General features: G+C 46.8%; 13 protein-coding genes. 3 read left to right on the top strand and 10 right to left on the bottom strand.

Annotated elements, in window-relative coordinates; genetic code table 11:
• Positions 1–371 precede the first annotated feature (371 nt).
• From AC1XUF_RS25700 to AC1XUF_RS25675, 6 genes are all read right to left on the bottom strand, one after another.
• A complete protein-coding gene (locus tag AC1XUF_RS25700; protein WP_483344727.1) occupies positions 372–1679 on the bottom strand; it encodes an OmpA family protein in 1308 nt (435 codons plus the stop codon).
• A 30-nt stretch (positions 1680–1709) separates the two neighbouring features.
• The gene (locus tag AC1XUF_RS25695) at positions 1710–2639 is read right to left on the bottom strand and encodes a hypothetical protein (protein WP_483344726.1); all 930 of its coding nucleotides are present in this window, start codon (positions 2637–2639) and stop codon (positions 1710–1712) included.
• Complete coding sequence (locus tag AC1XUF_RS25690; RefSeq protein ID WP_483344725.1) at positions 2636–3511, bottom strand: hypothetical protein; 876 nt, start codon at positions 3509–3511, stop codon at positions 2636–2638. Before AC1XUF_RS25690 ends, AC1XUF_RS25695 begins: the two co-directional genes overlap by 4 nt.
• Positions 3512–3526: 15 nt before the next feature.
• On the bottom strand, positions 3527–4537 hold the full coding sequence (locus AC1XUF_RS25685) for a DUF4282 domain-containing protein (protein WP_483344724.1): 1011 nt from the start codon (positions 4535–4537) through the stop codon (positions 3527–3529).
• A gap of 212 nt (positions 4538–4749) precedes the next feature.
• Complete coding sequence (locus tag AC1XUF_RS25680; protein WP_483344723.1) at positions 4750–5253, bottom strand: hypothetical protein; 504 nt, start codon at positions 5251–5253, stop codon at positions 4750–4752.
• Between the two features lie 209 nt (positions 5254–5462).
• Entirely contained in the window at positions 5463–8714 is a 3252-nt protein-coding gene (locus tag AC1XUF_RS25675; RefSeq protein ID WP_483344722.1) for a caspase family protein, read from the bottom strand.
• 75 nt (positions 8715–8789) lie between these two features.
• On the opposite strand from AC1XUF_RS25675, the gene AC1XUF_RS25670 reads away from it, so the two are divergent.
• Positions 8790–10394 carry a M48 family metalloprotease gene (locus AC1XUF_RS25670; RefSeq protein WP_483344721.1) on the top strand — a complete coding sequence of 535 codons (1605 nt, stop codon included), beginning with the start codon at positions 8790–8792 and terminating at the stop codon, positions 10392–10394.
• On the opposite strand, the gene AC1XUF_RS25665 is transcribed toward AC1XUF_RS25670, so the two are convergent.
• The 3 genes from AC1XUF_RS25665 to AC1XUF_RS25655 all read right to left on the bottom strand — a co-directional run bounded on the left by AC1XUF_RS25665 (position 10395) and on the right by AC1XUF_RS25655 (position 12503).
• Complete coding sequence (locus AC1XUF_RS25665; RefSeq protein ID WP_483344720.1) at positions 10395–11039, bottom strand: hypothetical protein; 645 nt, start codon at positions 11037–11039, stop codon at positions 10395–10397. It lies immediately after the preceding gene.
• Positions 11029–12150: a sigma-70 family RNA polymerase sigma factor gene (locus AC1XUF_RS25660; RefSeq protein WP_483344719.1), complete on the bottom strand. Its 1122-nt coding sequence runs from the start codon at positions 12148–12150 to the stop codon at positions 11029–11031. Before AC1XUF_RS25660 ends, AC1XUF_RS25665 begins: the two co-directional genes overlap by 11 nt.
• Positions 12151–12305: 155 nt before the next feature.
• A complete protein-coding gene (locus AC1XUF_RS25655) occupies positions 12306–12503 on the bottom strand; it encodes a hypothetical protein (RefSeq protein WP_483344718.1) in 198 nt (65 codons plus the stop codon).
• Positions 12504–12715: 212 nt separating this feature from the next.
• Between AC1XUF_RS25655 and AC1XUF_RS25650 the strand changes: the two genes are divergently transcribed.
• Both AC1XUF_RS25650 and AC1XUF_RS25645 read left to right on the top strand, forming a co-directional pair.
• On the top strand, positions 12716–13294 hold the full coding sequence (locus AC1XUF_RS25650; protein ID WP_483344717.1) for an RNA polymerase sigma factor: 579 nt from the start codon (positions 12716–12718) through the stop codon (positions 13292–13294).
• Positions 13284–13970 carry a hypothetical protein gene (locus tag AC1XUF_RS25645; RefSeq protein ID WP_483344716.1) on the top strand — a complete coding sequence of 229 codons (687 nt, stop codon included), beginning with the start codon at positions 13284–13286 and terminating at the stop codon, positions 13968–13970. The genes AC1XUF_RS25650 and AC1XUF_RS25645 overlap by 11 nt, the downstream gene beginning before the upstream one ends.
• On the opposite strand, the gene AC1XUF_RS25640 is transcribed toward AC1XUF_RS25645, so the two are convergent.
• Positions 13953–16748: a CHAT domain-containing protein gene (locus AC1XUF_RS25640; protein WP_483344715.1), complete on the bottom strand. Its 2796-nt coding sequence runs from the start codon at positions 16746–16748 to the stop codon at positions 13953–13955. The genes AC1XUF_RS25645 and AC1XUF_RS25640 overlap by 18 nt on opposite strands.
• Positions 16749–16889 lie beyond the last annotated feature (141 nt).

Raw genomic sequence — 16889 nt, 5'->3', positions numbered from 1 at the left:
ACCGCGGTATATACTGCTCAATCATCTCTACATTCTCCGCTTTGTTGAAAGCCTAACGCTTCGCGAAGTTCCACGGTCTATTTTTTACCCTGATCCGCGTGGATCTCATTTCCCCAAACCATTGGAAAACTTCGCATCAAACAGCCGAATTGGTCTCAATCTGAGCAATTTCCTGCAAAAGCCGGTTAGCTGGCGTATGCTCTCCTCGGGTCGATGTTGAGAATGTCGGCATTCTTTATCGGAGAAGTTGTGTATGGGTATCGGTAAATCAGCTTTTACCCTTACCAATGCAATGGGGCATGGGAACCCAATTTCATCATTCACCAACGGGTTCTTCCCGGTGCACAGGAACCGGCTGCCCAAGGTTTAACTTACCGTTTCAGCACCACCATTTCAACCCGGCGGTTCTCCGGGCAATAATTCGGCGGCGGGCAGTTCTTGCTGATCGGACGTGTTTCGCCAAAACCTTTTACCTCAATGCGCTCCCCGGAAACACCATGGCTAACCAGGTATCGCTTAACCTCTTCGACCCTGTTTTGCGACAAGCGCAGATTAGCCGATGCCTCCCCGATCAAATCGGTATGCCCTTCCAGCCTGATCCGTACCGCCGGATACCTCTGGAGCCATTGTGTTAGTTCATCCAGCTCCGGGAACGATGATTTACGCAGTTCGGCCTTTTCTAGATCAAAGAAGACATTCAGACGTGTAGGCTCCTTCATCGATATCCTGTCGAACCGGCTGTCGGTTTTTACTGGAGGGATAATGGGCTCCGAAACCGGTACCGGACGGTATTCCGCCCGCGTTTTTGGCTGCCTCACGCGTTTGGTCCCCGGCTTGAAGTCAAATCGGTACCTGACTGTCAGGTTGACAACCGCATTCGTATAATCCACCCTGTTTCTCCCGGCAACATAATTATTCTCCGCAAAAGTATGCAGTTCACTGAAAACCACCTGGTCTTTGATCGGAATATGGGCGGAGACGGCCAGCTCTACCGGGAAGTTCTTTTCCTGGAGGCCAATTTCAGGCGTCAGCAGAATATTGTATCTGGGCACATTGTCGTACATGGTTATAATAGTGCCATCCCCGTACGAAACATAATTGAGCGGCCGGTTGTCCGGCAGGTTCACAATGGCGCTGCCGCGCTTATATTTGAAATAACCAGCCGCCATGACGCCCAGCCTGGCGATAAACTGCATTCCTCGTGAGCTGTTTCCCGTATCCCAGTATTTTGCAAGGGACACTTCGGCGGCGGTAGACCTTAGAAGCCGCATAATGCTCGGCGTACAATTGACGGGTATATGGAACCCTCTGTTCTCCGGGTAATTCAGGGTATAGGTCTGCTGTCGGTAAACGACATTCCCCATGATCATCCACCCTCCTGTACCACTCTTGTTGCCGAGCCTGTACATGGCGCCAATACCTGCGTGGTAATTTCGCTGATCACAATCCACCAGATTGCCATAATCGTCATAGCATTCGGGATTGTCGACCGATCCGCGCTGCAACAGGTACGGCCCTTTCTGGTTCACAATCGCGGGCTGCATCACCGTCATGTTAAATCCAAGTGACGGAACGATCGCAAAATTGCCCCGGCGCATCTGCTGGCCTAAAGCTACCTGGGCAGTCATGAACAGGAATAATAATAAGGTATACCTTATCGTCTTAACCATCATGCTCATAGTGCTAATGTCTTTTGTAAAATGAAAGCATTAAAGTGTGGGCAGGACGACCCAGTAAAAGGTAACAATGCGTCTTCTCCGGTCATTTTTAATGACCTCCTTTATGGCGGGCGGCAACTCCTCACCCCTACCCAAAATATCGACAGTGATGTCGACCGGCTCCTGGTAGTTCTTTTTCTGTTCGGAAATGATTTGCAAAAGCAGCTCTCTGACTGCATCAGCCCTTAATTCCGACAGTTTGCGGTTCAGGTCGGGAGAAGTGGGTTCCGTAATTGCGTCATCCTCCGCAAGCCGGGACGCCAGGTCCTTAAAAAGCACGGATCCTTTCTCCACGGGTGTTGCATCTGAATAGCCGGTCACAATGATTTGCCCTTTCAAGCTTGTGAAGGAGCCCTTATATTTATCCGCGAATTTGAAAAGCTTTTCGACGATCGGGGCAAAAAGGCGTTTTCCCTCCTGGACTTGCTCCTTTACGAGATTGTACTCGCCAGGCCGGAATAAGGCTCCTATTTCGGATTTAGAGAAAGTCTCGCTGCCCAAAAAGTCGACGATCACTTCTGTCTTTTTTTCCAGGATACGCAGCATATCGGCCGATTCCTGAACAGCCTTATTGGCCGCTGCTACCACCTCAGCTTCCTTTTTATTTCCTGTCTTCTCGCTATAATCCTGAATGTCCGCTTGTGCTGCTACCAATTTCTCTTTTGTCTCCACTATCTTTTGACGCTCCGTTTCAACGTATTGCTGAATATTCTCATTGGTTTCATGATTGATCTTCTCCAATGAATCTGCCTTAGCGGCAGCGGCAGCTATCCTATCCAGCATCATCAGGGAGTTTTCCTGCGATTCCAATGCCACACGCAGGGCCAGGGCAGATTGTGAGACGGACGCGCTTTTCCGCGAACACCCTCCCAGAACTAGCATAAAGAAAAATGCGAAAAAAATAAGCCCAAAGTTTCTCATAACGATCGTTGATTTAATTCCGTGTCCCGCTCGAAGTAAGGGCCGAGGTCTTCCTTCGGCTTTTCCTTAGGCCTGGATTTCTTGTTGGGAGGTCTCTTTCTGAGATAGTTCAGTTTTGCGGTCAAATGCGGCGAAGGCTTCAGCGCATGGGCCGTCTGATACCATTCAATGGCATATTGTTTGGAATGCTCGTCACCATTAAACTGGTGAACTTGCCAGGATTGTGCCCCACGGGCTGCATAGATAACATAAACCGAATCTACAAACGGTCCTCTCCTGCCCGACCCATTCTTTTGTGTAAAGGCGGCCCTTGCCGCGGCAAAGATGGGGGCATGCCTATCCTCCGGAAGGGAGTCAAGTTTGTTCAGTAACCTGAAAGCTTCAGATTCCGATATTTCAAAGCTCGATTCGTGAGGCTCAGGTGTCGGCTCTTTTGGAATAACTTCCTGCACGACTGGCCCTTGCCTGTCTGTGATACCCCCATTTGGGGTTGTGTCGGCCCCCTTTTGCAAGATCTCATTGATGTAGCCCATCCATGGATCCCGGTAAAAATAGGCTACGGCAACCGATCCGAAAATCATTAAAATCAGAAAGAAGGTCATTAGCCTTTTACCGGAAGGCGATTGCCTGGCCGGGGAAATTTGTTTCTGAGGGGGATCGTCGGCAGCCGCAGCGGGTTGCGTTTCGGCCTGCCCCTGACTATCCACAAACCATTCCGTTTTTCCATCGGGGTAAAAGCGGACCACATAAAATTGCTGGGAATGCAGATCAGCCACTGACCACGTCCTCATACCCGTAGCAACGTCGCTGGCCAGCTCCTCTCTCAGCAAGAAACGTTCATAAATAACTGTATTGGGTATTAATTGTTCCATGTGGGCCCATTCAGATTAATTCAAAAAACCCTTTTCCTGATATTTGCCGGATAATGCCCAGTACCCTGCAAAAACGGCAGACACGATGAGCAGATAAAACGACATGTTTAGAAACTGGGATGCCCCCGGCGCATTCTGCACCATTTGATCCGACCATTTTCCAGCCTCAGGGAAAAACTGCCCTATCCCCGAGTTGACCGTTCCCCTGATCCCTGCTTTTACCTGCGCAAATTGTGAAAAAAGGCTGCTATCGCTCATGAAAGCCAGCGCCGAAGTCAGCACAGTAAGCACGTAAGCGATAATAAACCAAAGCCATTTGACACCACCGGCACTCGTGAGGATCATAGCAAGTGCGCCAAAAACAGCCATGATACCTACCGGACTGTTTTTGATACTAAACGAATTACTGAGAAAACTTCCAACAATCGGCAGGTCCGCGCCAATGCTTGCATAGGGACTTATAATGCAGATCAGTGTGATGACAGAAGAAAGCACCAACGGCCAATTGGGCACCTGAACTGCAATGCCTTTTAAGTTGGCATTAGGCGTTATACCGGGCGAAGTCGTGGGTTTGCCGGGCTGCGGCGGCCAATTTCCTGCAAAAATCGGGGGCGGGGCTACCGGGGCAGGTATGTTCGGCAGGCCGCCTGTCACCTGGGTCACAGGATCAGCTACCGGTTCCTGAGATACTGCCGGCTCACTCACATTTGTTATACTTTGAGCTGCGCTGCCAGCAGAAACTCCTCTCACCGCCATATCAATGTTGGAAATACGGGTGTGAATCTGGAAAACGACAATCAGCAGCTCAAACAGCAGCCTGATCAGGAAAGGCCCGATGATCAGTCCGCAAAATCCCGACAGTACCATGATATTGCCCCCGAAAGGAGAATCAATCCCTTTCATGATCAGATATAAACTGCCCAGGATACTGATTATTACATGTATGTAGTAGACCACAGTCAGAAAAGCGGGCGAGATCATTTTTTCGAAATGAAGAAAGTCGCGAAAATCAAATTTGTTTTGCATAAGGGGGATTTTCTTAGGATAAAAAACTCAACGACCGGCCAGAAACATGACGTCGGCCTGCAAGAAACTGATCTTACGGTTTATTATATACGTTATCGACGTATCAATGCACGGACTGATTCTATTTCTTTCACTGTGTTTTGTTCAGCCGTTTGTTACTCCCAGCCATTTCCGGAAAGTAACAGGCCACGTTCAGATTTAATTGGATGTGATCAGTACTTGAGCCTGAAACGGCCATTCGTCACCTTTAAAACCTGACTGCCTTTTCCACCGTCGCTGAACACGTCGAAGTAAAAGGTACCCTCTACGACGAAGTCGTCAATTTGGGTAATCTTGCACTTACCATTCATGGATTTACCGGGTGATACAATGAAGCTTGCAGCGTAGTCTTCATACCTGCTTTTGTGATAGCGTCCGTATACAATCGTAAACTCGCCTGTCTGGCCCGTTAGAGCCTTGTCAGTTCCAAAGCTTAATTCCTGATAATCGGCGGGAAATGCTCCCAGGTAAAAACTGCCCCCATAAGTATCATTCTCGGCCATGGCGTCGTCTGATCCTTCATGACGGAATGGCTCGCCTCCCACCTCGGCGTAGACATAGTACTCGGTCTTTGGCGTAGGTGAGTCGGGATCTCCTTTACTGCAGGAGTCGGTTAACGTCGCCACCAAAATGACGAAATAGGCTGATATACGGACACTTGGAGTTGATAATTTCATAACAGCTTTGAGTTTGGGGTTTTGAATCTGGCCGATGGCGACCAATAGTTATCCGGCCATTTTTTACTATATGGCCGGAAACCCAAAAACGTCACAAGACTTCGCTGATATTTAAAAAATCCGTGATTGGCTTTCGGGCCTTATCATTGAATACCATATCACGGCCGGAGGTAAAAATCCTAAGTCTATTTTGTTTAAAAATCCCAAATCTATTTTCTGTTTAAAATAGCCGTCACCTGCTGAAGAACGTTTTCGGCAAGGTCCCGGGAATTTCCGGTGAATTTAATGTTGCCCTTTGCCACCTTGTTTTGGAACAGTTTCGCCTGAAGTGTAATCACGTTCTGTACAACCCTGTATTCTCCGGCAAGGTGATAGGAGTTAGGATAGTGGGATTGCACAAAAGCAATGGGCGGCGATGCCCCCTGATAGGACAATTCGTACAACCTGTCATCCACGAGCAGGGATAATTCCTTAGTATCATCAAATTCTCCCGCCTGCAGGAAATTGGTTTTCGAAAAAACTGGTTTGGGGTCATTAGCCGGAATCTTTGCCTTATCTGCACTGGAGATCAATAAACCTATATCGAAACTCTCGTTGTTTTTGGGTGTCACGACCATCGGGACCTGCAATAGGTCTATCTCCCGGGCGCGCAACTCCACCTGGTCCCGCGCATATTGTAACAGCTCCGATACATCCACATACTTCCCCTCTCTTAGTGCGGCACCTTTCATTCCCTGGAGCAAAGTGTGTGTCAGGATACCTTGCCCATATTCGCTTGTCTCGTAGCTTTTACGGTCAGAAGCATTGGCGGCGATAATATAAGTGGCCGTCCGGTCGCGCATTCTTTCAATTCCCCGGCGCACCGCCTCAGAAAGGTCCCTGCCGGCAATCAGACTATTGGCAAGTGTTCCGGCTGCACAGGCATCCATGATCAGCAACTGTTTTTGCGCTTTTGTCGTGTTGAGAAATTCCATAATCTCTTTCCCGGAAATACTCTGGCTCTTGCGGGTTTCGGGACTTTGATAATCAGAGGTACGCGCATCACTTGTCAAAAAGTAAAAATCCTCCTGTTCCCCTTTATGTGAAATACCATGGCCAGCCATATATACCAGCAAAACATCATCGTACCCGGCTTTTGCTTTCACCTGATCAATGGCCTTCTGAATATTGGCCCTGGTCGGAAGCTGGTTGTATACGCTCTCGGAGGTTAACTTAAGCACTGTTGTGTTAGCTGCTGAAAAAAGATTATTGCCTGCAACCCGGAGTGCCGTCGCCATGGATTCCGCGTCTTTTGCGGAATAACGGAGATCCAGTTGGGGATTGGCGTAATCCGACACACCTACCACGATTGCCCACAACCTTGGGGATTGGCCTCCGCCTGAGCGCTGGATCACGGGGGCGGGTTTCTCAACAGGTTTGGCAGCGATAGGAACCGAACTTGCAGGGCTCTTTACCTCGATGGTTTCCATTTCACTGGCTATCCCGTTTGTTTTTTCATAAGCAATCACACCGATCACGTTGTCTTTCCCTTGAAGGATCTGCTGCTCTTTCGATATGTCAAGGTTAAAGCTGATGGAGGGTTTATCGGCTATTGAAGCGGGATTAGGCGATACAAGTTTTCTGGCGTCCTCATAAACCAGCTTGTCGTTGATATACACTTCAATGCGCCCAATCCCGTGCTTGTTATTTACTGAGGTAACCACATATCGATCAGGATTATTCGGGACCTTGGCAATGGTAACAGAAGGCGGATTAACCACTTCTGATTGCCTACCCGGAAACATAAAGCTGCGGAGTAGATTGGGCGTATAGAACTTGGGGCGGTAAGCGTCCACTCCCACCAGTTTGTTATTTTCCACAGCAAATAAAAGTTCTTTGATCGCCCTATCCGTCCCGTCAAAGCGGCCATCTCCCGCCACTACCACATAGTCTTTCTCGGAATCCCGTAAGGATGCCAGGATAATCGTCTTATTTTTTTTGTCATTGATAAAAAGCGGCCCCTCGTTGATTGTCCAGCAATAAAATCCGTCACTTCCTGATTTGATGTTGTTGATCTGCAATCCCGGTTGTTCGTTGTAATTGGTCAGCACTTCGCGAGATAATTGTGTTCCTGATTTGATATCAAATACATACGTAACCGCCTTCGAATCGTCAGACTGGAAATTTTCCTCACCAGTGACAATGAGTTGGGCATTATCGGCGGAGCAATGAAGGGAATGGATATTCAGGTTTACCTTCTTAAACCTTCCTTTGTAAACGCCCCTGAACAAATCCCACTGAAAAATTTCTCCAGACGCATTGGCATGAAATAATTCCTTTTCGGTCGCCGAAAAGGTCCCTGCGTGAATAGTAAAATCATTCATCGGGCTTTTGATAGCCTTAACCGGAGCATTTCCAAAATCGGTTGACCATATGTTCAAATCGACATGACGGTTTGTGAAATAAACTTTATTTCCGTCACCCGCGACAACCAGGCTCGAAACGTCCCAAGCCGCAAACTCATTGATCAAAAATGGAAGTTTGGTACTGCCACTGATTTTCCTGGTCGCTATATCTACTTTACTGATAATAGGTGCATTCCTGTACCCATCTTCTTTTACGACGCAAATAATACTTTTTTCATCTTTGGTCCAGGCAATAGTTGAAGATCCCGGCACATAATCGATATCGCCTCCATTCTCATATTTTAAGGAATTGACAATTGCCCGGTCAGCAAAATTCCAGATGATAATTTCTCTGTTATTGTTGTCAAAAGTCGTGAAATACTTACCGGTCGGCGAGAATTCAAATGAAAGGATATTTCGTTTTTCCCGGCTTCGCCCGGAGCGGTAATCAGGAACGTTTACACTTTGCTCCACCTTTTCTGTAAAGAAGTTGATAAAATTCAACTCTCCGGACTTACTGAAAGTGATGATATTTTTGTCATCAGGAGAAATAAAAGCACCAAACATTGCTTCGATTTCCGCACTCTTACGGAATGTCTTGATTTTAGTCCCCCGTTGAAAATCAAAGACCTCGAGAATCTTTTCGGCTGTTTCGACCAAAACATATTTTTCACTTGCTGAAACGGACATCACTCCTTTGCTTGTCCCCCTGAACTTTCTCAAAAGGGTGCTGGTCGACAAGTCATATATATCTAATTCGGTGCCGCCGTTCGCGTGGTCCCTGAAAACATACAATTGATGGCCCGCCTTGGAGTAAACCAGCTTGGTGATCTCGTTGTTTCCGGTATCAATAAATGAGCCCTCAATTTCCCTGATTTGCTTTCCCGACACCAGGTCAAAAAACCTTATCCCGCCAAACATATGTGTGGAGGCGATTTCTTTATTATCGGGAGATAACGCAAGCAGCCCGGCACGCACAGTTCTGAGCCTTATGTTATCTGCTGTTTTCTGGGCATTGCTTTCAAAGCATAAGCAAAGCAATACGAACGCTTGCACGGCGATGGAAAAAAGTTTCATGTAGTCGGAAGGCGAGTAGGGAAACGTATATATTTATGCCAATTTAAATTGAAACGGATCTAAACGCAACTGGTCTTGTATAATCAAATTAAATCTTTCCTTTCTTTTCTTTTAATTCTTGGTTCTCTTTTAATTCTTGGTTCAGTTCAGCAGCATTTGCGTGCACAGAATTTAAGCATTGACTCGGAAGACTATAAATTTGCAGAAAAAATTTATAATACCTTGTGGGCAGGCTTTTCCAGTAATAAGGCCAGGCCGGACCTCATCCTCAGCGCTGTTCCGGGCAGTAAAAACATCGCCAGGTATTCGGCCGAACCAGGAAAGAAGCCCTTCATTGTGCTGGATGCCCATCTGGTTGGATTATTAAAAGCAAACTTCAAACAGCAAAGCGGTGCTGCCCTGGCCTGTGTATTGGGACATGAACTGGCACATCATTACCACGCACACCAGCAAATGACGTCTTTCGCTCAAAGGGGAGGAAATGACCAATTGGAGACCCAGGCCGACCTGACAGGCTTTTTTTATGCATATATCGCAGGTTATCCCAGTTTCAGTCTGGCTGAAAGGCTTTTTGGATTCCTTTATGACCATTATAAGCTGGACAACGAAAACAAGGGATACCAGTCCAGGCAGGAAAGGGCTCAGAATGTCCGTGCCCAGGTTTTTGAGGCCAGAAAAATGGCCTACACTTACGAAAGCGGAAAGTTGCTGCTGCTACTCAACAGGCCTCAGGAAGCTTATGATTGTTTTAAAGTCGTAGCCGCGACAATCCCAGCCAAGGAGGTCATCAACAACCTTGGTTTATCCTGCCTGCTGAGAGTGAGCCAAGAAAAATGGATAGACCGGCGCGAAATGCCCTTTGTTCTTCCTTTTGAACCAGATCTTTCGGAAAGGCTGCTTGCCAATGCGCGCGGGATTTCGGAGTCTGAAAAAATACAACGGAAAAATTTGCTGGAAGAGGCTGAACGGGCTTTCCAGGACGTGTACCAGCAGGGTACTTACGAAGCCGCCTCAGTTAACCTAGCGGTTTGTCAGCTGTTGATGGACAATCCCAGCGCGTCCATCGGCACGATCAACCGAATGCAATTGCAATCTCCTGAGGCAATCATGGTAAGGGGAATTGCGTATCTCAAAGACGGACAAAAAGAGCGTGCCGCCATGGAGTTCAATCAGGTCGGGAAGGATAAATCCACATTGGCACGGATGAATTCGGAGATCTATCAGGCCGTGCTGGCAAAAGGCTGGCAGAAAGCAGCAGAAGTGCCGCTTTCTAATTCGGCCCAAAAAAAAGTATCACTCTTGTCTCCTGACAAATTGCCGGACCTCGATTTACCTTCCTTTCAGGAAATAACCCAATCGCCCTTTCTGATCAGTGTAAGTAATACTCCTTTTGGGGATGCTTATCACCTCTTAACACCGACGGTGAGCAACGGACCCATCAAGCGCAATGTGAGTTGGGTTGTCTTAAAGGCAGTCCCTTCCAAAAGGGCCAATCGGCTTGGCATTAAAAGTGGGGACAGAGAATCGATACTGACGGGAAAGACAGGATACGGGACACCAGACCTCATTTTCAACGCAGGACCTGGTGTCGCCTACTACCTGTATCGTTCTTCCCAAATCGTGTTCATGCTCCGAAATGGAAAGGTACAGGAATGGATTATTTTCAATAAGATGTCCTAGTTATTCCATTTCCTGTAAGGGCGTCATATTTTGTGCCTCGGCAGGATTCAGACCATACTTTTTCTCTTTCCAAAACAAGATAAGCCTGTTATTTGCAAGATCATGAATGATGTGAGGCGCCAGCTGGCTGCCTGGTGCCTCCGGTGTAAGTATTTCCAGCGTATCACCTGAAATCCGGTACCTTAACGGGCCATCGGTATCAACTACGATTTTACCTGTGTAAGCCCCGTCCCCTTTGTCCCCGGGCGAAAATCCAAATGAGCCGTCTGTTGAATTTTTAACAGGTATATTCACAAAAACCATCTCGGAGCCGGTTCTCATATAAAACCAGGCGCTAAAACCAATGCTTAAAACCAATAACACCGACGCAGCAATGCGAAACCAGGGCTGGCGGTAAAGCGGTATTATTTGCGGGGCCACACCCGGATCCCTTTGAACATGCTCCTCTGCATTGTCCGCTTCCAGGCTTTCCGCATATTTCCGTACTTCCGATTCCTTTAAAAGCATGAGCATTTCAATTTCTTCCCTCAAAGCATCATCGTCCTCCATCCGCATCCGGAAAAGGTAATCCTCTTTGTCAGAAAGCTGGCCGGTAATAAACTTCCGCTTCTGTTCATCTCCGGAATTCATATCATTATTGTCCATTGCAGATTGTCAGTTGAAGTTCTCTTTTCTTTGCATCCAGGCATGCTTGTCTTACCCAAGCATGTTTCGCCCGGCTCAGGAGCATTCGGGAGTTTTGCTCAGTTGTGTCAAACATCATCGCTATTTCCCGATGGGAATATTCGTAAATAAAAAAAAGTTTAATAATACGCTGTTGATCGGCACTGAGTTTTTCCAAGGCTTCCAGCACAAGTGACGAAGAAATGCTGTCTGCCCATCCCATAATGCTCGTTCTATATATTTCATCAAAAGCCGACTCGTCCAGCGAAGTGGAATTCCACTTTTGTTCGTTCCGGGAAATTCCCTTCACTACATTTTCGGCGACACCATATATAAAGGTTGAAAGCTGGGAGTAGAGCGGTATGTTATCCTTCATAAAGAGGGTCACCAATTTTTCTATTACATGACCGGCAACATCTTCGCTGATGACGTATTTTTTTGATTCAGGCAGTTTGTTCGTAATGGCCCCTATCGTTTTATCAACAATCCTGGTCACCTTTTCAAATGTTTTTCTATCGCCAAGCTTAAAAAGCTGGACGTCCATCTGGCCGGGTATAAATTTTTTCCATCTCTCTCCGTCCAGGTCAACCGATCCTTTGCTCCAATGTAGCCAGGTATTTTCCGGCCTGAATACTTTGCTTCTCTCCTTACTAAAAATGTTCCTGAGGCACAACAACAAGTGATCGACGACTATACTTATGTATTCCCGGGAAAGCTGGCTGTCATCCCAGATTCCCGACACATATGAGGATATACGCGTCCCGTACCTTGCCCTTAGTAAATTTTGATGTACTTCGTCCGGCTCACTTCGCAGGCTGTCTATGAATAGTATTTCGTCGCAAATGGATTGAAACACTGTACTTAGCGAGACACCGGACTCGCGGAATTCAGAGCTAAATCGCGCGGAGGATATCACAAACCAAAACTCCTTTTGCGTTTGCTTCGCCAGAATTTCCTTTTCGTCTTCTGCAAGATCTCTGCTTTTAAGTAAGGAAAAAATAACCGGCTTGAAAAGCACGGTGAACTGTTCATTAAAATACTTCTGATCTTTTTGGAACGCTGTTATGAGTTGGTAATCATTCTGATGTGCCATTTGTTCACAGGAAGAAGATTTCTGTCCTAATATCGCAATAAAAATTTCACCGGAAGGATTTTCCGATGAAATTTTACGCCTCCCGGCGGGCCACAAACAGAGATCCATGTAAAACCAGAAGCCCCCTCCGGCGTCGGAGGAGGCTTCATTTCGGGTTACAAATGCAGTTTTGGCCCTGGACCTTTCGGGGTTTCCGGAGGTTTGTCATCAGCAACCAGTTTTTGTTTTGAAGCCTGTGGCTCCACTTGGGTTTGCTCGGATTCACAAGCGAATCCGATTGCGATGAGGGCTGAAAATGCAAGGCTGCGCCATACAGAGCGGCCCATGGCCACTCTTGTAAAGTTTAAATTCATACTAACAGTTTGTTTAAGGTTTGCTGTTAGCTGGGCGCCCTTCCAACATTACTCGTATATGTCCGCCAGGTCAACGAATGTGACAAGTCGTTGAAAGTATTTTCAAAAAAATAAGCAGCTGCATTTTCAAGGCATTCCCCTGCCTGCAAAAAATAATTTTACATAACACCTCTGTGTGGTATTCATCCATAAAGAACCTCCATCCACTCTTTATGGAAGAAAATTTTACGGACATTGAAATCGTCGAAATGATACGGTCAGGCGACGATAAAGCAGAGAGCCTGGCCATCAGATTTCTGATCAGAGAGAATTTTCCAAAACTGAAAAGGTACGTGTATAAAAATTCCGGCAGTGAAATGGATGCCGAAGAAACGACCAATGATGCTATCCTGGCCCTGTGTACCAACATTCGCAGGGACTCATTTCGGTTGCTGGAAGGAGTGCAGTTAAGTACCTATATTTTCCGTGTTGCGATGAACATTCAGCTCAAACGCCTCAGAGAAAACCGGAAGATCCGGTACGTCACACCCATTGACCTTTCGCCGGAAAGTGATGATATGCAGCTGCCGGAAGAACAACCGGATGATAATGACCTGACAGATTGCCTGTCAAAAGCTTTCAAAATGCTTTCCAAAAAAGAACAGGATATCATTACCGCATTTTATATGGAGGGGGAAAGTATGAAGCGTATTGCGCAAACACAGGATTTGAAGAATGATAAAAATGTTAAGTCCCGGAAGTATTTGATTATCAAAAAACTGAGAGAACTAATCGAAACCTATGGATGCTAATTTTGATTTCGAGGAAGAAGAACTGATTGAAAATTGCCTGAGAGGTTTTTGCACCAGTGAAGAAATGAGGGAATTTCAACTGAGAATAAGAGTTGACAAAGATTTTGCAGAAAAAGTAAATCTGAGCCGAAAGACATATCTCGCGGTTGACCAGGCTGTTTATGAGCGAAAAATACGGGCCATATCCAGTTCCGCAATCCGTGAGATGTCGGTACACAGGCGCAGGACCCGACCATTGTTGTATACCTTCGGAGCATTGACAGCCGCATGTGCCGGTTTCGCGCTCTTCTTAAGTTTCGCACCGCTCAACCTCCCACCCAATCTTCAGGAGATGAATGTGGTCAGGAATATGAGCAGAAACCATGAAGACGATTTCAGCGGGTCACTCTCCATGCAGAAAAAACAAGCTTTCCTGTTGTTTTTTGAAGCGCAATCCCATCTGGCGGAAGGGAATACCCAATCGGCCGTTTTAAAACTGGAAGAGTTGTCCCGCATGAATGACCTTCGTCCCTATTTCCGGGAAGCAGTCAAATGGCACCTGGTTGTCGGACATCTTGAGAATGGTAACGTGGCCCGTGCAAAGGAAATTTATGAAAAACTGGGACCTCCGCAAGAGTACAATATCAGCCTGCTCGAAAGGTGGAAAATATGGTGGCACCTACAAAGAGCGCATTGAATATTTCCGGTAACCAAAGCCTGCGCCCATCAACATCACGCAGAAAGCGACAAGCCAAAATACGACAGGGATCCGGGCCTCTTCGTACAGCGGCGAACTGTCCCCAATATACGTTAGGTGTGACCAGTAGTAGGGATGGTTGATCGCTTTTGCCAGGGTTGATTGCAGGAAGTCTTTTTTTGCGGCCTGCAGTGCGTAGTCGCCAGACATACCTTTTCGCAAATGATCATAAAAGGCAGTGACGATAAAGGCCGTCGCCTGGTCGTCGGCTTTCCAGAGGGAAGTAAGAATTGCCGGACATCCGGCTACGCGAAAAGCCCTGCTAAGACTCATCAAGCCTTCACCATGGTAAGACCTCGTCTTATCTCCTTCGCAAACACTTAATATTGCGAGACGGATGTGCCGTAGTGGCAAATTCATAATCTCGTGGGCAGCCAGCTGATAGTCTGAGACCGGGAAAAACGATATATAAGAATTTGCAGGAAGCGAGTCGTTATAGCTGGCATGTGTGGCCAGATGAAGAATGCTGGCTTGCGGGAGTATTTTCAAAAACTGGGATTTCGTCGCCTCGGCATTTAAAAAATGAATGTCGGAAGTGTGCAGCACCTCCCGACCGGTGTTTTCCAGCAAATCCGATTTACCCCTAACATACAGTGCTTCGTCCAGTTTGTTTGCATATGGCGCAAACCCAATCGTATTATTTGCATAGCTGTATTTCCGGTTGTCCGGGCCGAGCAATGAGGCAGAATAAGCATAACTCACCGCAAAATCCTCAAAAAGATAAGTGCTACCTATTCCCAGCACCTCAAAGGGTATTGTGTTCAGGTCCGCATCCCTGGCAATGATCAGTCTTTTAGATCCTCCCAGGTCATCTCTGACCGGCCTGATCAGCAAATCATAAAGCCAGTTGGAAGCGGCAACACCGTCAAAGGCAAACATTTCGGGGTTGGTTTGTAACGATTTCCTGAGCGATTGAATGTTTTCGAGCAACCTGTGGTCTGTTTTTTGACGATAGGCTTGCATCTTATCCCTAAAAATCAGGGTTGTATACAAATAGTCGGAGGCTATGTAATAGGCGAGATAAGCGGTTTCCCCATCAAGCTTGCGCTGAATATTGCCGAGATTGACGGCCTCAACTTCATATCTCAGCTTGAGATAACGGTCGTCCAGCCTATTAATGCTGGTTGCCAAATTTTGGCGTTTGACAATCAGGTTGTTCAATAGCACTTCACTTTGTTTCTGCGTCTCCTTGTCCACGGATAACGCCAGTTGCCTTTTGACCGCTTGGATCTTCTGAACGTAAGCGCTTTCCTCTTCCAGTATCTCCCTGGAAAAGTTTCCGGGTTTGATCAACTGTTCATGTAAAACGTCGGATAACACTGCGTTACGGCTTCGCTCCTGCAAATCGATCAGCTTCTCAAGCCATTGTGTCTCTTTAAGTCGCTCATACAATCTATAAGTCCTGTCGATTGCTTTGTCGAAAACGGGCCGGGTCTTTTCGGCGAAGAAAACTTTGGAATCCTGGGCGTTCATTTCCTTGCGCATCCGCTCGGCTATAGACAGGGCGCTGGTGTAAGTTACCGCTGCGAGCTGCAGGTCTGTTTTTCGTTTTGTCGACAAATAGAGCTCATCAAGGCACCCGGCTTTTGAAGTAAGCGCATCGAACAACGCTCTCCCTGAAAAAATCTGCTCCGGGCCGGGGTTTTTAGAAGGCACCGTATCGTTAAATGCTATACTGGCGCTGATCACCGCCTGCTGAAAGAAATGCAAGGCCAGATCGAACTGCCTTTTGGATTGAAAAAGCCTTCCCAACCCCATCATTGCCGAGCTCAACTCTTCCGATTTATTTATACCCTCCCTGCGACTTCCCACGATCACCTGCTCATAAGTAAGCTCGGCCTCTTTACCTTTCCCAACTCCCTGGTAACTTTTGGCAATCTGAATCAATAACCATTTTTCAAGCTGCGGGTGCATTTTACCAGGATCTGCCTTAACCAACCGGCGGTATAGACTCCTTCCTTTTTCCAAAAATGCCAATCCGTCCTGATAGTGGTGCGAGGTATTTGCGTTGTTCCCCAGCGATTGGTAAATCCAGCACCGGTCAATCGATTTCACTTCAAAATAACTGAGTGCTTTCAGGTAACACTTTTGGGCTTCATGATACTGGTTAGTTTGGTTATAAAAATTACCCATACTGTTCACAGCGATGCCAATAGCCCTTTTATCACCAAGCTTTTCGGCAAGGAACAAGGCTTTCTTCATAAATAACAGCGCATGATGGGTGTCCCTTTTCTTGAGGTAGAAAGCACCTAGGTTATTGTAAAAGGCTTTGACATACGCCGCAATTTCAATCTCCAGCTTCGGATTGCTCCGAAGCAAGCCCACGCATTCGTCAAACCAGTATCCGGCCGAATCGGTCATGGGAATGTTATTGTAACCCTCGCCAATCGTAGAAATATGCTTGAAAGCCAGTGCATTCGGAATTCGCAGATGTAACAGGCTTAACCCTTTCAGCGAATAGGAAACGCTTTTTCTAAACTTGCCCGAGAAATACGCGGCCGAACTAATTTCATTGCAAACCTTCGACGCTCCTAAACTATCCTTCCGGGTAATCAATTCCTTGAGAAGCCGATCACCGAAATAAAAAACCAACTCGTAGTTGTCCTTTTCAACAGCCTCCTGAAAACTCTTTTCCAGGCTCAGTTTTGATTGTCCGCGTAACGGAGAAATGTTAAAAAGAATGAGCAAAAAAAGGCAAGCTAAAAAAGAGGGTTTCATAAATGAGGTCGGTCGAGATCGGGATGATAAATATAAAAGATGTCAACCAATTTTGTAATATGCCCGACGGACCTGACTGTTCATTTAAAGCGGACTGATATTTGCCTTATCACCAAAAATAATGGCAAAAAAGGGCCTGGG

This window comes from Dyadobacter sp. HNCC25DJ185 (assembly GCF_056895195.1).
The sequence above is the reverse complement of the archived record's forward strand: the minus strand, read 5'-3'. Positions and strand labels throughout refer to the sequence as shown.

Coding starts and splice junctions, on each gene's coding strand:
- AC1XUF_RS25665 (WP_483344720.1), bottom strand. CDS start 11,039: ATGGACAATAATGATATGAATTCCGGAGATGAACAGAAGCGGAAGTTT.
- AC1XUF_RS25645 (WP_483344716.1), top strand. CDS start 13,284: ATGGATGCTAATTTTGATTTCGAGGAAGAAGAACTGATTGAAAATTGC.
- AC1XUF_RS25650 (WP_483344717.1), top strand. CDS start 12,716: ATGGAAGAAAATTTTACGGACATTGAAATCGTCGAAATGATACGGTCA.
- AC1XUF_RS25640 (WP_483344715.1), bottom strand. CDS start 16,748: ATGAAACCCTCTTTTTTAGCTTGCCTTTTTTTGCTCATTCTTTTTAAC.
- AC1XUF_RS25655 (WP_483344718.1), bottom strand. CDS start 12,503: ATGAATTTAAACTTTACAAGAGTGGCCATGGGCCGCTCTGTATGGCGC.
- AC1XUF_RS25660 (WP_483344719.1), bottom strand. CDS start 12,150: ATGGCACATCAGAATGATTACCAACTCATAACAGCGTTCCAAAAAGAT.
- AC1XUF_RS25675 (WP_483344722.1), bottom strand. CDS start 8,714: ATGAAACTTTTTTCCATCGCCGTGCAAGCGTTCGTATTGCTTTGCTTA.
- AC1XUF_RS25695 (WP_483344726.1), bottom strand. CDS start 2,639: ATGAGAAACTTTGGGCTTATTTTTTTCGCATTTTTCTTTATGCTAGTT.
- AC1XUF_RS25700 (WP_483344727.1), bottom strand. CDS start 1,679: ATGAGCATGATGGTTAAGACGATAAGGTATACCTTATTATTATTCCTG.
- AC1XUF_RS25690 (WP_483344725.1), bottom strand. CDS start 3,511: ATGGAACAATTAATACCCAATACAGTTATTTATGAACGTTTCTTGCTG.
- AC1XUF_RS25680 (WP_483344723.1), bottom strand. CDS start 5,253: ATGAAATTATCAACTCCAAGTGTCCGTATATCAGCCTATTTCGTCATT.
- AC1XUF_RS25685 (WP_483344724.1), bottom strand. CDS start 4,537: ATGCAAAACAAATTTGATTTTCGCGACTTTCTTCATTTCGAAAAAATG.